This window comes from Halobacillus kuroshimensis DSM 18393, from assembly GCF_000425705.1.
Classification (GTDB): domain Bacteria; phylum Bacillota; class Bacilli; order Bacillales; family Halobacillaceae; genus Halobacillus; species Halobacillus kuroshimensis.
The window spans coordinates 419,021-434,664 of the sequence record NZ_AUDY01000009.1 but is presented as its reverse complement, the minus strand read 5'-3'; the positions used below and the strand labels follow the sequence as shown (position 1 = coordinate 434,664).

The following is a 15,644-nucleotide window of genomic DNA, read 5'->3' as shown; positions in this document are numbered from 1 at the left end:
GGCGTATGTCTATCCGATACAATGAAAGCGATTTCATAAAAATGGAAAAAGGAAGGAATGAAAACGAATGAAGATATCATGGATTTGGATGATTGGGCTTGTCCTTTTATTTTCACTTTTTGTGCAACCGGTTGCACAAAACGTTCAAGCCGATGCCAAAACGTACGACACTGTTGTTCTGCGCGGCAGTGCGGAGGCGCTTGATTGGAGTTCTGATCGTCATCCACTGCAGTATGACGAAGAAGAAGGGGTATGGCTCAGTGAACCGGTGACCCTGAAAGGCGGTGAAACAACAGAATACAAGTTTGTCTACGACGGAACATGGATGACTGGTTCCAACCTGACCGTCACCGCTCCTCAGGATGCAGCGTATATTTTCGCTTTTCACCCGGAAGAGGAGCGGACGGTGGATATCCGTCCTGCGGGAACGCATGAAGCATCCGCCACACTCGAACTGACTGTTCCGGAGCATACACCTGAATGGGTGAAACCGACCGTTGCCTCAAGCACGAACCATTTTCATTACACGGCTGCCCCGATGACAAAGACGGGTGAAGATACGTATACGTTTACACTTGTCGGTGAGGACGGACAGAACGTTTCCTATATATACAGCCTTGCGGGGAAAGCCTATGAGGAAGTCCGCAGCGAGCGCCGCACGGTCACTCTGACAAAGGATTCAAGCGTCCAAAACGATACGGTGGACCAATGGAAGACGATTCCCGTAGCCCAGTCTGTCACCCATGATTTCAACCATGAGCCTTACACCCCCACTAAAAAAGATGAGGTGGACGTAACGGTAGAGGTCGAGCACTTTGGTCCCATTGATACAGGAGCAGTGTATTATACGACGGATGGATCCTCCCCTTCCGGTAAGCGCGGAGAGGCAGAGAATGGGATGACCGCTGCTCTGCGTGTCGTCGAGACGAGTGGATCCACCGATGGCTTAAAAACTTCAACCTTAAAGGGCACGATTCCTGCTCAAAAGAATGAAACGCGTGTGAAATACAAACTCGACGTTTGGAACACTGGATCGCAGGGCTCCCAGTTTGCCGACAACAACGTCCTGGCCCCTGAGGAAGCCACCGAGTTTGCCTATTACGTCGAAGACTATCAATCTCCGGACTGGGCGAAAGAATCTGTGATCTATCAGATTTTCGTAGACCGTTTCCGTGATGGCAGTGAGGAGAACAACACCTCCGTCAATCCGGACCTTCCGACAGATGAGCAGTTGAAAGGATGGATGGGCGGCGACCTTCAGGGCGTGTTGGAAAAAATCGATTACCTCGATGAGCTTGGTGTGAATACACTGTGGATTTCACCGATTTACGAAGGCCCGTATTCCCACGGCTATCATCCGACAGATTTCATGAACATCGACCCCCGCTTCGGCAGCAACCAGCTGATGAAGGAACTTGTCGATGAAGCTCATGACCGCGATATGAAAGTCGTCTATGATCTTGTTCCGAACCACACGTCCAACCAGCATCCATTTTTCCAGGACGCTGTTGAAAAAGGAGAAGCCAGTACGTATTACGAATGGTACACCTTTTTGAAATGGCCGGATGAATATGAAACGTTCTATGATGTCCAGGAGCTTCCGGAACTGAACAACGACCATCCGGAAACGAGGACCTATATGCTTGAGGAAGTGGTTCCATTCTGGATGGAGGACATCGGTGTTGACGGCTTCCGTCTCGATTATGCGAAAGGACCGAGTCACAGTTTCTGGGTCGATTTCCGCCACCAGGTGAAATCCATAGATTCCGAGGCCTTCATTTTCGGAGAAGTATGGGACAGCCTGGAAACCATTGATTCCTATACAGGGAAGCTGGATGGAGCGATTGATTTTGAAACCCAGTCCGCGATTTTCAATACGTACATTAACGATGAATCAATGAACAGCTTAGCTGATTCCTTGATGACAATCCATGAAACCTATGATGAGGAATTCGTACCTGCCACATTCCTGGACAGCCATGATATGCCGCGCTTCATCTATGAAGCAGATGAAAATGAAACCACGATGAAAAACGCAGCAACCCTGCAGTTCGCTCTGCCGGGGGCTCCGATCATCTATTACGGAGATGAAGTCGGTTTGTCCCAAAGCGGTGATCATACGAAAGTGGAAGAATGGAAAGACCGCTACTACCGGGAAATGATGCCGTGGGATGAAAGTAAACAGAACCTTGATATAAAAGCCCACTATGAAGAATTGATTCAGGCGAGAAAAGATCAACCGGCCCTTGCCTACGGCGATATGAAAGTGATTTATTCGGATGATGACGTCCTCGTATTTGAACGGAGAATGCCTCAGGATCATGTGCTTACCGTCATCAATAAAGGAGAAAAGAGCCGCACATTGAACATCAAAGAGCTGTACAACCAAAAGACGCGGAATAAAGTCATGCTGCAATCGGTGATTGATGAGAGCCGGACGCTGAGCCGCCGGGATGACTTGTACGTCAAAGCAGACGCCCATTCCGCCCAGGTGTACGATGTCAAAGGCACACTCACATACGAAGAGCCTTCCGAAGAGAAAAAGTACAACAAAGTGGTCCTCCGCGGATCTGCTCCCCTCGACTGGGAAACAGATAAGCACGCCCTGACGTACAATGAAAAAGCAGGCGTCTGGAGCAGTGCCCCTGTCGCTTTGAAAGCAGGAGAAACTGTCGAGTATAAATTCGTCCGTGACGGCGAATGGCAGGAAGGAGAAAATCTGACGTTCACTCCGGAATCGAGCGGAGAATACATCTTCCACTTCGATCCACAGCAGGAGAATGTCGTCAAGGTCGTCCAGGTTCCTTCCTCAAAAGCATCTTAATCGAATGGCCTCCCCCTATGAAGGCGGAGGCCTTTTTATTTATTGTAATCCCAAAGAATCTTCCACCCGCCTTTTTCCTCAGTCACATATACATCCTGATGAAGGCGGAATCGACCGTATTTCCCTTTGAACGTCTGGTCAACCGATACAACGTACACGTTCTTGAACGGGTCCGTTCCTTTTTCCATCGACCAGGTATCCAGATGAGTGACCTCTCCTGTTGTAAACGTGAATGTTTCCACGCCGAAATGATTCATAAACACGTGGGCCCTGTCCTGTATGTAATGGCCCTTTCCGAATTTATCCTTCATCCGGGAATGAAGCAGCAGCCAGGAATCGGCGTACCGCCCTTTCTGTTCATAGCTGTAAAACGCCTCCACCGCCTTTTCCGCCTGATAACCCGGACGGGATGTGATGAACAGACCGGCAGCCGTCACACCAGCAGCCAGAAGGATAAGGGCCGTGATGACAAGGAATTTCCCACCAGAACCTTTCTTCTTCATTTCACCGCCTCCCTTTATCACCTTATGCGGAAACAGGAGAAAAAAGAAAAGGCGGCCTTCCAATGATGGAAGGCCGCCTTTTGCCTATCTTTCAATACGGATCTGCTTCGTGCCCTTTTTCCTCGGCCTGGTCGACCGCATCCGCAGCCCCATCGCTGCCTATCGGAGAGCCACCCCGCTTCGGAAGTTTCCCCTTGGAGGGGGTGATGTCGTTCGCAAATTCCTCATTCATCTGTCCCGCTGCTGCATTCATCCCAAGTCCCTCTGCCACTCGGCTTCCATAATCCTCATCGCACTGGGTCAGCAAGGATACCATCTTCTTCTGGATGTGGGTGTGGCACGGCTTGAGAGACACGACGAGGTTGTTGATTAAATCGTCCCGCTCCCAGTCCTTCAGCATCCGGTACCGTTCTCCTGCCTGCTTGAAATTGTTTTCCCTGTCAATCGGCTCTTTCTTCAGCTTTCCTTCCACGTAAGGCTGGTGAGGCGCCTTTTTCGGAGGGGATTCCTCCAGACCATTCAAGGAGGAAGGTTCATAGTTCACGTGCGGGTTGGACCCTTCCGGCCGATCTACAAAATAGGACATGCTTCCTCCTTCATAGTTGGTGGCCGCATGTTTTTTCGGGGCGTTGGCCGGAAGCTGCTGGTAGTTTGCCCCGACACGGTAGCGCTGCGTATCGGAATAGGAGAATGTCCGCCCCTGAAGCATCTTATCATCAGAGAAATCGAGACCGTCGACAAGCACACCTGTACCAAATGCCGCCTGCTCGATTTCATTGAAATAGTTGTCCGGATTTTTGTTCAGCACCATTTTTCCGACCTTCAAAAACGGGAACTGATCCTCCGGCCACAGCTTCGTATCATCAAGTGGGTCAAAATCAAGCTCGGGATGCTCGTGATCCTCCATAATCTGGACGCAGAGCTCCCATTCAGGATAATCGCCGCTCTCGATGGCTTCGTACAAATCCTGTGTCGCATGGTTGAAGTTTTCTGCCTGGATTTCGTTTGCTTCCTCCTGGGTCAGGTTTTTGATTCCCTGCTTGAGAGGCTCCCAGTGATACTTCACAAGAACCGCTTTCCCTTCGTCGTTCACCCACCGGTATGTGTTCACACCAGATCCCTGCATCTGCCGGTAGTTGGCCGGGATGCCCCACGGGGAAAACAGGAAGGTGACCATGTGCATCGATTCGGGCGTCTCGCTGAGAAAATCAAAAATCCGCTCGCTGTCCTGGATGTTGGTCACTGGATCAGGCTTGAACGAATGGATCAAATCAGGGAATTTCATTGCGTCACGAATGAAGAATACCTTCAAATTGTTTCCGACCAGGTCCCAGTTGCCATCCTCTGTATAAAATTTAACAGCAAATCCGCGCGGGTCCCTCAGCGTCTCCGGAGAACCAGCCGAGTGGGTCACCGTCGAAAATCGGACGAGCACCGGCGTTTTTTTGCCTGCTCCGGAAAAAACTTTTGCCCGTGTATATTTCTCCACCGGCTCATCGCCGGCTTTCCCGTAGGTTTCAAAGTAGCCGTGTGCCCCTGTCCCCCGGGCATGGACCACCCGTTCAGGTACACGTTCCCGGTCAAAGTGGGAAATTTTTTCGATATAATCATAGTTCTCCAGCGTGGCCGGTCCCCGGTTTCCGATTGTCCTTAAGTTCTGGTTCGTCCGGACTGGATGTCCCTGCCTCGTTGTCAGTGTTTTTTCGCCTTCTCCTTCGGCAAAACGATGGTCGTCCGCACCACCAGGCCCCTGTTCTTTATAGTTGTCCATATGATTTCCTCCTGTCATTGACTATCTACAAAGAGAGTTTCTGCAGGCGACCGGTTTTTTATTCCATCTTTTCCACCAGCTTTTTATTAAAAAAAACGCCCAGAATGATTCTGGACGTTGAAATACTATGATGGAAGAAGGTATTCCGACAGCTGTGTGATACGTTTGCTCATGCTGCCCGGACTGACTTCATACTTTTCGGCTACCGCTTTTTTCGTTACTTTTTCCGGTTCAGAACGGAAAGCAGACGTGCTGCGGTACATATGCTCAAGGGCTGCGGTTACGACTTCCGGCTTACGGAATGTCGGGTTTTCCGCCTGCTTGTACATTTCCCAGCGCTGCTTCAACAGTTCAAATCCATCTTCCTGCTTCAAGCTTTCATCGAACAAGTCAAGCACGTCATCGCCTTCAGCAGAAGCTTCGACCGGCTGTTCAGCTGTGTCTTCTTCGGTTTCATCTGTAGAAGTCATATACATCCAGCTGCGCAGCTGCTCTATAATCGTTGCCTGCATATAGTCATAAATCGTCGCAGCACCGCTCGCTTCAAACGCCTCTTCCAGCTGTTGGCGGAACGTCACGTAGGAAGACTCGTAATTCGGAATCGCCAGGGGTACGAAGTTATGAACAGGTCCCCACTTCAAGAGCACGCCGATGCAGTATGGCATGTGCTCGTAGTTCTCCTCTTTCAAAGGAATGCCGTCTTTTTTCACTTCAAACGACTCTCCGCTCCACACGTCTTCTACAGAAGCGGTGTATTCAGAGGCAGAACCGTTGATTTTGAATAAGCTCGCGTGCGGAGATTTCCAGGCTTCCATCGTCGCCATCGTCGCCGGACGGATGATTTTATCCTGTTTCTTCGCAAAAAATTCTTCATATAAGGTGGAGCCATCCTCCTGTTTGTCGATCAGGACACGCTGGACCATCTGGAACGCCGCTTCTACTTCTTCTTCCTGTGTTTCTCTTGACTCAGATGGCGTAACGTTCGGATAATTACGGTTCACATAGGCCATAAAATGGCTGTAGTTACTCTGCAGTTCCTCATGAAGGCTGCTGGATCCGACAGCCTGATCGTCTTTCACCATGCAGCATTTTTTATATTTTTTCCCGCTTCCACAAAAGCAGGGATCATTCCTTTTTGTCTTACTCATATAAATCCCTCTCCTAATTGTTTAAAGGTCAACTCTACTAGGGTACCGAAAATTGAGCAAACATGCAAAAAATTTTCCACATCTATGCATTTTTCTGTAAAAAAAGGCGGATATGGGAGTTTTATGGAACCTTTCCCTTCCTTCACAAAAAACCGCCTGAAGGTTACACTTCAGACGGAGCGGGACGGGAGATCGCCGACGAACGATATTCAATTTTATGCGGAATGATGATACGCTTCGGCGGCTGCTCCCGCCGCTGCACATTTTCAATAAGGCAGGCAGCTGCCTCTGTCCCTAAGGCCTGGATGTGTACGTCCACAGTCGTCAGGGCCGGACGGGACACCTGAGCGAGGTAGACATTGTTGAAACTGACGATCGATAAATCCTCCGGTACATGAATGCCCGCTTCCTCCAAGGTGGATATGACGCCAATCGTCATCAGATCATCGGCGACAACAAGCCCGGTCGGTGGATGAGTGAGAGACATGAGTGCACGAACGGCTGAGCGTCCGCCCGATTTCAAGAACTCTGTATGGACTTTATAATTTTCTTCAACAGAGATTCCGGCCTCTTTTAACGCCTCTTCATACCCTTGAAGGCGGTCGAGCGTCACAACGAGCTCAGGAGACCCGCCGATAAACGCCACACGCTCATGACCGATATCGATCAGATGCTTTGTAATATCCTTGGAAGCCTGAATGTTATCGTTATCGACGTGCGTCACGTGATTTCCGTTTTCTGCCGGACGGCCGACGACCACAAAAGGAAACTTCTGCTCCAGCAGGAAGGATTGAATCGGGTCACGGACCTGCGAGTAGAGGAGAAGAATCCCGTCTGTCTGACTGCTGTACACCATCCGTTTCACGGCCTCCAGCATTTCCTCATCCGTTTCCCCCGTGCAGAGAACAAGGGAATAGTCCATCTCATGGGCGATGGAACTGATGCCCCGCAGTACTTCCGGAAAAAATGGATTCTGCAGGGCTTTATCTGCACTGAAAGGCAGAACAACTCCGAGAGATTTCGTCGTCCGGCTTGCTAAATTACGGGCGGTCACATTCGGGTGATACCCCATCTCCTCCATCGCCTGCTTCACTTTCCTTTTCGTGGCCGGACTGATCCGCGGATTGTCTGCAATCACACGGGAAACCGTCGAGGGGGCTACGCCGGCCGCTCTGGCTACATCCTTAATGGTTACGTCCAAAACAATCACCTTCTATATATTTACTGCTTCCATCATAACACTCCCCGTTCCAAGGGAGGAATGAGTATTTAGGTGACTACCCAGGAAAAGTCCTTAATGAAAGACCTGTCCCATTCTTTCTCTCCCTTCAAGTGGATGGTGCAGGATTCGCTGCCCATAGCCCGTGAGGCTCCTTCTTCTGTGAGACAGGACTGTCTCACAACCCGGACGTGAAGGATAAAAAAAGAAGACCTTCTAATAAACAGAAGATCTTCCTATTTTCAGCTCATCAACCGTCGAGGTCAAAAGAATCGACGTTGACCTGCAAGCCTTCACAAATAACCTTTTACAGTTTAAATTGCTGGATTTCCTCATTCAACTGCTCAGAAAGCTCGGACAGCTGACGGGCACTGTGAGAAACTTCTTCCATTGAACTTGTCGTCTGCTGCGAGGAAGCGGCAACCTGCTCGACCCCTGCCGCAGACTCTTCGGAAACAGAAGCAATCTCTTCAATCGACTGGTTCATCTGCTGGCTGTTTTCTGCAATATCCGAAAGATGCTCGGAAATTTCCCCGATCCGTCCGGACATGTCACTGACAGAAGTATGGATCCGGTGGAATGTTTCCCCGGTCACCTCAATCTGTTTCGTTCCTTTGTCCACTTCCTGATAGCCGGATTCAAGCGATTGAGCGACCCGGTTCGACTCCGATTGGATACTTTCCACAATGGATGTGATATCAATGATGGACGTTGAAACCTGCTCGGCAAGCTTGCGGACTTCATCAGCCACGACGGCAAACCCTTTGCCATGCTCCCCGGCTCTTGCCGCCTCTATAGCCGCGTTCAAGGATAACAGGTTGGTCTGTTCGGCAATATCCTGAATGACCTGGACGAGTTTATTAATCTCCTTGGACTGCTTATCCAGTCCGTGCACACGCTCCACAGACTCTTTGACGATGCCATTGATGGTGTTCATCTGCTGGACGGACGTTTCCATCAAACCCCGCCCTTCTTCGGTCATCGACAGCACTTCCTTCGATGTTTCAGATACCGCTTTTCCACCTTTGTTGGCTTCATCCAGACGTCGGACGAAGCTGTCCATTCCTTCAGAAAGACTGCTCGAGCTGTCTGCCTGGGACTCTGCACCAGAGGACAGTTCCTGCATCGTTGAAGCGACCTGCTCACTTCCTTCTTTCACTTCGTTTGCCGACTGCGTGAGCTCCTCACTCTGCGCCGACACTTCACTGGACGCTGTTGTCACCCTCTGAACAAGGGTTCTCAGGCTGCCCACCATTTCATTCATCGCCACAGACAGCTGACCAATTTCATCGGCCCGCTTCGTTTCGATGTCCTCTGTCAAATCACCATCACTAATCCGGTTCACCGATGACAGCAGGGAGCGGACGGCTTTCGTCAGACGGCTGCCGAAGATATAAGCAAACACAGCACCAAGCAGCACAGCGACCGCTAAAAAGATGGCAAGGAACGTATTGATTTCCTTCTGGAGACTTCCGACAAAGGAGGTACTCATATCGACACCGACAATCGCATCCATGTCACCTATCTGCATAAAGACAGACTTATGGACGCCCCATTCATCTTCATAAATGGATGTCACAACTGTATCCCCTGTCTGGAACGCCTCCCTCTGCTTATCTGTAAAAGGAGACTCCACCATCACATCCTCGGAACCGTTCAAGGCGACGATGTATTCCTTCTCTCCCTGCTTTGTCAAAATATAGGCATATTCCAGACGCTCCTGTCCTTCAATGAAGCTGTCCAGCGTGTTGATCAAGCTGGCATGGTTCTCCGATGGGTTTTCCATCGCTTCACGGACGGCATTCGGTTCAATCGAGCGGACAAGCTCCTGACCATTTGTCAAAAGAACCTGTTCAAACTGCGGCAGAATATGATCATCAATCATATTACCGGTTACGAATTTCACAAATCCGAAGGTCAGTCCACCAAGAATAAGGATTGGGATGATGAAATTAACGAACAACTGGGTTTTTAACGACTTCTTCGGGTTCAAGGCCTGCCAATTCATCGGACAGCCTCCTTTGCTGGTTTCATTGTTAGGAAGGGCTCTAAATCAAGGGTAAGTAACCGGTTGAGTTCATTCAGCTGATTCGTTTTGAAAAAGACGACGGCAAACGTCCGGTCACTGGCTGACTGGATGATCCGATACTCCAGGATGTGACTGAACTCTTTTTTCAGCTCATCGTGCTGAATGGATTGAATGAGGTTCATGCTGATATGGCCCGGAACCTCCGCACAGAAAAACCCGTAATAGGACTCGTCGGCCCGCTTCACAATCGTTTTCCAATCCGGCTTTACACCCTTGAAGTAGGCTAAAGCCGAGTTGATATCATAAGCGTAATGACTCACATCTGTCGTACCTGCCCCGGCAAAGCGGAGAGGATTCATCTCAATGGGAACGATTCCGCCATCGTTTTTCCTCATTTCTATGTGAAAAGGATAGTTTCGGAGCTGAAGGCGGTCATTTAACAGACGCAGGTAATCAAGCGCCTGCTCACGGACTTCCTCAAGAATACGGCTGGATGTGTAATAAATGCGGTCTGACGTATCCTGATCGTGAGCAAACCGGCGTTTCAGGATATTCAAAATCACAGGCTCACCCGCTTCGTCATAGTAGCAGTCAAGCGCGTACTCCTGTCCTTCAATATATCCTTCAATAATGATCTGTTCACTGTCCAATACGTCATCCGAATACATCGACCGGGAAAGAAGCAGGTCGGAATACAATCCTTGTACCGCCTGGTCCCACTCCTCTTTTTCCTTCACGATATAAACACCGACACTGGAATAGCCTTTGTTGGGCTTGATAACGACAGGGAAAGGGATATCTTCCTTGTTTGAACTCATCAATTCATCAAGTGTGACAAGCTTGAAATAATAGCCTTCATCCAGATCGGCAATCATCTCCCGAAACCGGGCTTTGTTTTTGACCATCTGGGATACTTTCGTATGTATGTGCTCCGGATGGTGGTGCTGCAGCATCTGCAGACAGCTTTCCGAATTGGTTAGTAGTTTAGAATGTTCCTTCATATCCAGGGCTCTTTCATCGTCCTTATAATAGATAGGCAAGTGATGGGTAAGGGCCGTTTGTACTAGGATAGGGGACACCGTTTGTTCATCAATAATCAGCATAAATTCCCTCCTGAGCGTGCAATTTCAACTTATTTGTGCTCGACTCCTTATATATCGGCCGTCCCCGGAGTTCATACAGGTCCGCACGCCTGATTCAGTTATAAAGTCCTATTTAATCAGAAAATTAAGCGCAAAAAAATCCGTGTACGTCTACACGGATTCGATGTATGATGAGTCGAACTTTTTCATCTAGTGAATGTTCTCTTCTAATCAGAAACGGGGGCCGCTGATTGAAAAGAGCCCGCAAAGGTATGCAGCTTTTCCATATCTGAGACATCTTCTTCAAAAAGAGGCACATATACCAGCTCTTTGTCTCTAAACGTCCGCTTGATCTCCTCAAGATAGACGCGCTCCTGTTTCCTCCTTTTAGCGAGAAAAGCACCGTCAGCGTAGTCAGGCAGAACTTTATTTACAATCAAGGTCTGCACATCAAGTCCATGTCTGCCCAGCTGGTCCACCGCTTTCTTCGTTTCAAGAATGGGAAGGCGCTCAGGAATGAGGACAAATGCAAAAGCCGTCTTCTTTTCGTCTAAAATGATCTTCCTCACCTCTGCGAATTTTTCCCTGCGCATCTGCAGCACGTTGAAAATCGGATCATCCACAGGCTCTCCATCATGAAGCAGCTGCGTATACGTCTCGTTCATCCGGCTGCGCCGCTCCAGCATGCCATCAATCCACACGTTCATGATCTCAGGGAGTGTAAGCAGGCGGATCGTATGTCCGGTCGGAGCCGTGTCGAACACGATTTTATCGAACCGGCCGGATTCTTCCAAAATGATGGACACGAGGCGGTCGAACAAGGCGGCCTCATCCGCACCCGGTGAAGCGGATGCCATATCGATCTGCCGATGCACCTCCTCGACCATTTTGGATTTCACAAGACCTTCCAGGTTTTCTTTCACCCCTTCAATATACCGCTTCGATTCATAACCGGGGTCAATTTCTATTCCGTATAAATGCTTGGCGAGCTTCGTTTTCGTGTGGGATAAAGACGTATGAAAAACATCGCCGAGATTATGGGCAGGGTCTGTCGAAACCACCAGGGTTTCATGCCCCTGCTCAGCAAATGAGAGCGCAAGGGCCGCTGATGAGGTCGATTTTCCGACGCCTCCTTTTCCTCCCACAAAAATAATAGAATGATGCTGGATATGCTTCATCGATCCCCCTCCTTAACAGCAGCGGATGCCGTCGAGCGGGGATTTCTCCATGCCCATCCGCAAGTGCCAGTCATGAAATTTTTCAACAATATGTGGGTACAATTCAAGCGTATAGTAAAACGCGGGGTTGGGGATGCCGAGCAGATCGGAATAAAGCAGCAGAAGAAAAAGATCTTCTTCATCTCTCAGCTCCCGGGCCACCTCCTGTTTATGAGGCAGACTTAATACTTCATCATACAGTTCTACAATCCGTCTCAGGGAAAGCTTCTTTTCCATCGGTCTCCCTCCTCAGGATTCTATCAGTTCCAACAGCCGCTCTTCATAGTGTCCGGCTGAAGCTATATATTCTCCGTTTACAAACACCGCCCCGTACGTGCTGTGCAGCAGAAGGGAAGTCAGTGCCCGGCGGCGGGGAATACGCCCCCGGCGCTGCTGCTGCCAGAAATAAGCGGCTGCAGCCAGCAGGTTCCTAGGGTCCATGAATTGAATGTTGATATCAGGATCGATCTCCAGTGTCTTTAGATAAAGCTGCTGCAGTTTTTTTCGTTCTTCGTCATGATGCGAAAATTCGTCCTCCATGTTAATCAGACCATCCGGATCGGAGCAGACTCCACCACAGCAGCCCATCCCAATTTCCTTCTCCGCCCGCATCATCATGACATCAATCATGCCTTTTTCCTCCTTACCTGAATGCAAGAAGCCGTACATCGGCACAGCTTCTTGCTTTTATGCACTTCGCTCAATGGAATCCTTATGGTCCTTCGTAATCGCTGAAAAGGCCGTCAGCAAAATCCAGAAGGTGAAAACGAGGATGACTGCGCCAAAAGCAAACAGCATCCAGTCACTATTCTCATTCCAAGGCGCCCATTCTGTCAGCACCTGTGAAATCATCGCCCACAGCGTCATGAACATAAGAAAGACCATTGGAATAATTGTTGGAAGGTAATTCCTCCCCTGACGCTTCAGCCAGATCGATACGAGAAGGAGACTAATGCCGGCCAGGAGCTGATTGGATGTTCCAAATAACGGCCAAAGCAGATAACCTCCGGATCCGAATCCCTTCGGCCCCTGCGGAATCAGGGTCAGTGCAGCGCTTGAAACAACAGCCAGCGTAGTTGCGACATGCATTTTCGTCAATGGTGTGATCTTATATTCAGTTCCGAGTTCTGCAATAATATACCGCATCAATCGAACCGAAGAATCCAGTGTTGTCGCAGCGAAACTGACGACAATCACACTCACGATTGTCGCAGCAACAGAGGCTGGGATCCCGAGTCCTGTGGCCAGCTGGCCGGCCCCCTGGATGAAAACACCAAGCCCGGCATTACTGGCCGCCGCAAAACCGCTGTAGGTTGCTGTGAATTCCGCCGCTGTCGGGAAGAAGGTGACAACAGCAATGATCGCGACCAAGGCGAGAGCTCCCTCTCCTACAGATCCAAGATAGCCGACAAACCGTGCTTCTGTTTCATTGTTCAACTGTTTAGATGAAGTTCCGGAAGAGACGAGACCGTGGAATCCGGAAATCGCTCCACAGGCGATGGTAATGAACAAAAGCGGGAACCAGGACGTATCCGCTGATGCATTGGTTACCGGTGCTGTAATTTCCGGATTGGAAAACAACAGCCCGAGATACAGGAGACCCAGCCCGACAATCAGCTGATGGGAGTTGATATAATCCCTCGGCTGAAGCAGTTTCCACACAGGAAGCGTAGAGGCAATATACACATAGACCATGAGCACGATGATCCAGACGAAAAATGCCATGGATGTCGCACTCAATCCAAAGGCGGCCTCTGCCCCTTCCCCGCCGAAATAACGGACGAGGTCAATCTGCAGGGCGGGAACATAGCTTGCGATAATGGCTGATATATACATGACGGCAAGGGCTACAAGTGATGGCAGGAGCATACTGCCCTGTCTCTTGTAGACACTGTAACCGATCCAGACAGCGAGTGGAATTTGAATAAAGACGGATAATACACTCGCAGGAAACGAGATGAACAAGTTGGCAATGACCCAGGCGAACACTGCATTGACCATAAGAACAAGCAGAAGGATAATGAACAAAAACAACACTTTTGCTTTCTGGCCGATCAACTTGCTCGCCAGCGTCCCGATCGACTGTCCTTTGTTTCGCACGGATAAAACGAGTGTACCGAAATCATGGACCCCTGCAGCGAACACCGTGCCAAGGAGCACCCAGAGAACAGCCGGAAGCCATCCCCAGTACACCGCGATAGCCGGCCCTACAATGGGAGCTGCCCCAGCCACCGACGTGAAGTGGTGCCCCCAGAGAACGAACTTGTTCGTAGGTACGAAATCGACACCATCCTTAAACTGATGGGCGGGCGTTACGTAATTCGGATCAAGTCTATAGATCTTTTCGGCAATAAACTTAGAATAATACCGATACCCTAGAAAAAAGACAAGCATACCAACAACGGCCAGCCAAATCCCACTCACAAAAACCCTCCTTTTATGTATGCGCTTACACATTATCGTTATTATATCTTACAATTCGTCATCGTTTCAATAAAATTTACAGATTTATCAGAAAATAGAAGTCATGAAAAAGCCGCTCCTTCCGGCAGTCCGGCTGGAGCGGTCTTCTCATGACAATTATTAAATGGCTTTTCCTGTTTCCTGCTGCGACTTGTTCCCCTTCGATCGATTTCCCTCGAAAAAGCCCGGTTTCTTATTCGGCAGTTTACCGAAGAACAAACCGGCAAAAGGAAGGTACCTGTGGGACAGCCAGATGATGACATAACACGACAGCAGGGTGGCAAGTAGCCGCACAATGATAGCTGCGTGGAACATGTTTCCGGCCGGTATTGGAATGGTAAATTCAAAGATTTTCAATACGAATGGGTGAAGAAGGTAAAAGCCAAACGAATAAATCGCAATATTCTTCACATAGGACAGTGCCACCGGCCACTTGACGACCAATCGTTCCGCAATACGGAACATGGCATAGCTTCCGACAACGAGAAAGAGCATATTAATAATCAAATAGCCCCATGTCGGCAGCTGGGAACCAAAAATCTGATACCCACTTCCATGCAGATACACAGTGGTCAGCCCGGCAAGCAGGCCTCCGACAGCCCACACGGGGGTTGTCCTTGAGAAAGCCGCAGTCTTCTGCTGTTTATAGTGAACGCCGATCCATGCTCCAAGAAGGTACGGACCCATGCTTGTCATAAACAAATTAAACGAAAAGACTTGGAATTCGCGGTTGAAGAAATAATATCCGACTTGGAGAATCATTCCGAACAGCCACATATACTTTCTGAAGAACGCAGATTTCTGCGCGGCATAAAGGACGACAGGGAAAAATAAATAAAACTGAACGATTAAGAAAATAAAGTGCAGATGATAAAAGGAATCCCCTGTAAACATCCGTGTCAAAATGTTCTCCGGCGTCGTCGATACTACTCCGAGATAAATAGAGAAAGCCTCATAGAAAAGGGCCCACAGGAAATAGGGAACGACGATATATAGAGCTCTCTTCCTGAAATAAGAGAAGAGTTCCTGTTTATCCATTTTCTGATCAATATACTTATAGAAAAAGACCATCGCCGTAAGCATGATGAAGATGCCGGCTTCAATCCGGATGATCCGGTTGATAAAATGATAGGCCTCATACATGCCCGTGCCTTCCGTAAGAACCTTCACATAGGCCGCGCTGACATGTACGAGGACGACCATGACCATGGCAAAGATGCGCAGAAAGTAGATGGACTCAATTCTTTCTTTTTTCATGGAATCATTCCTTTAATGGTTCGACTTAATGGTGCGTGAGCCATCTTACCATGAAATCATGGTCTGCTTTCGCATTGTTGTCGATTATTCATGAAATTTTTGAACTGTCGTAACAAACCTTACATTTTTTA

General features: G+C 49.1%; 12 protein-coding genes. 1 reads left to right on the top strand and 11 read right to left on the bottom strand.

What is annotated here, in order from left to right; genetic code table 11:
* Positions 1-67 precede the first annotated feature (67 nt).
* Positions 68-2,824: an alpha-amylase family glycosyl hydrolase gene (locus H615_RS0110060; RefSeq protein WP_027955030.1), complete on the top strand. Its 2,757-nt coding sequence runs from the start codon at positions 68-70 to the stop codon at positions 2,822-2,824.
* A 35-nt stretch (positions 2,825-2,859) separates the two neighbouring features.
* Here H615_RS0110060 and H615_RS0110055 read toward each other — a convergent pair whose 3' ends face one another.
* The 11 genes from H615_RS0110055 to H615_RS21200 all read right to left on the bottom strand — a co-directional run bounded on the left by H615_RS0110055 (position 2,860) and on the right by H615_RS21200 (position 15,513).
* Entirely contained in the window at positions 2,860-3,327 is a 468-nt protein-coding gene (locus H615_RS0110055) for a hypothetical protein (protein ID WP_027955029.1), read from the bottom strand.
* A 91-nt stretch (positions 3,328-3,418) separates the two neighbouring features.
* Positions 3,419-5,098: a catalase gene (locus tag H615_RS0110050; RefSeq protein ID WP_027955028.1), complete on the bottom strand. Its 1,680-nt coding sequence runs from the start codon at positions 5,096-5,098 to the stop codon at positions 3,419-3,421.
* Positions 5,099-5,223: 125 nt separating this feature from the next.
* Positions 5,224-6,246 (bottom strand): SEC-C domain-containing protein, encoded by a 1,023-nt coding sequence (locus H615_RS0110045; protein WP_027955027.1) that lies wholly within the window; start codon positions 6,244-6,246, stop codon positions 5,224-5,226.
* Between the two features lie 163 nt (positions 6,247-6,409).
* Positions 6,410-7,447, bottom strand: coding sequence for a LacI family DNA-binding transcriptional regulator (locus H615_RS0110040; protein ID WP_027955026.1), 1,038 nt, complete (start codon positions 7,445-7,447; stop codon positions 6,410-6,412).
* A 325-nt stretch (positions 7,448-7,772) separates the two neighbouring features.
* A complete protein-coding gene (locus tag H615_RS0110035; protein ID WP_027955025.1) occupies positions 7,773-9,473 on the bottom strand; it encodes a methyl-accepting chemotaxis protein in 1,701 nt (566 codons plus the stop codon).
* Positions 9,470-10,597, bottom strand: coding sequence for an ATP-grasp domain-containing protein (locus tag H615_RS0110030; RefSeq protein WP_027955024.1), 1,128 nt, complete (start codon positions 10,595-10,597; stop codon positions 9,470-9,472). The genes H615_RS0110035 and H615_RS0110030 overlap by 4 nt, the downstream gene beginning before the upstream one ends.
* A gap of 206 nt (positions 10,598-10,803) precedes the next feature.
* Positions 10,804-11,754: an ArsA family ATPase gene (locus tag H615_RS0110025; RefSeq protein WP_027955023.1), complete on the bottom strand. Its 951-nt coding sequence runs from the start codon at positions 11,752-11,754 to the stop codon at positions 10,804-10,806.
* A gap of 12 nt (positions 11,755-11,766) precedes the next feature.
* A complete protein-coding gene (locus tag H615_RS0110020) occupies positions 11,767-12,030 on the bottom strand; it encodes a cory-CC-star protein (RefSeq protein ID WP_027955022.1) in 264 nt (87 codons plus the stop codon).
* Positions 12,031-12,042: 12 nt separating this feature from the next.
* Positions 12,043-12,423, bottom strand: a complete 381-nt coding sequence (locus H615_RS0110015; protein ID WP_027955021.1) for a hypothetical protein — start codon at positions 12,421-12,423, stop codon at positions 12,043-12,045.
* A 57-nt stretch (positions 12,424-12,480) separates the two neighbouring features.
* A complete protein-coding gene (locus H615_RS0110010; RefSeq protein WP_027955020.1) occupies positions 12,481-14,217 on the bottom strand; it encodes a carbon starvation CstA family protein in 1,737 nt (578 codons plus the stop codon).
* A 159-nt stretch (positions 14,218-14,376) separates the two neighbouring features.
* Positions 14,377-15,513, bottom strand: a complete 1,137-nt coding sequence (locus tag H615_RS21200; protein ID WP_084163090.1) for an acyltransferase — start codon at positions 15,511-15,513, stop codon at positions 14,377-14,379.
* Positions 15,514-15,644: the final 131 nt, after the last annotated feature.

Coding starts and splice junctions, on each gene's coding strand:
- H615_RS0110060 (WP_027955030.1), top strand. CDS start 68: ATGAAGATATCATGGATTTGGATGATTGGGCTTGTCCTTTTATTTTCA.
- H615_RS0110055 (WP_027955029.1), bottom strand. CDS start 3,327: ATGAAGAAGAAAGGTTCTGGTGGGAAATTCCTTGTCATCACGGCCCTT.
- H615_RS0110020 (WP_027955022.1), bottom strand. CDS start 12,030: ATGGAAAAGAAGCTTTCCCTGAGACGGATTGTAGAACTGTATGATGAA.
- H615_RS0110045 (WP_027955027.1), bottom strand. CDS start 6,246: ATGAGTAAGACAAAAAGGAATGATCCCTGCTTTTGTGGAAGCGGGAAA.
- H615_RS0110035 (WP_027955025.1), bottom strand. CDS start 9,473: ATGAATTGGCAGGCCTTGAACCCGAAGAAGTCGTTAAAAACCCAGTTG.
- H615_RS0110030 (WP_027955024.1), bottom strand. CDS start 10,597: ATGCTGATTATTGATGAACAAACGGTGTCCCCTATCCTAGTACAAACG.
- H615_RS0110025 (WP_027955023.1), bottom strand. CDS start 11,754: ATGAAGCATATCCAGCATCATTCTATTATTTTTGTGGGAGGAAAAGGA.
- H615_RS0110050 (WP_027955028.1), bottom strand. CDS start 5,098: ATGGACAACTATAAAGAACAGGGGCCTGGTGGTGCGGACGACCATCGT.
- H615_RS21200 (WP_084163090.1), bottom strand. CDS start 15,513: ATGAAAAAAGAAAGAATTGAGTCCATCTACTTTCTGCGCATCTTTGCC.
- H615_RS0110015 (WP_027955021.1), bottom strand. CDS start 12,423: ATGATTGATGTCATGATGATGCGGGCGGAGAAGGAAATTGGGATGGGC.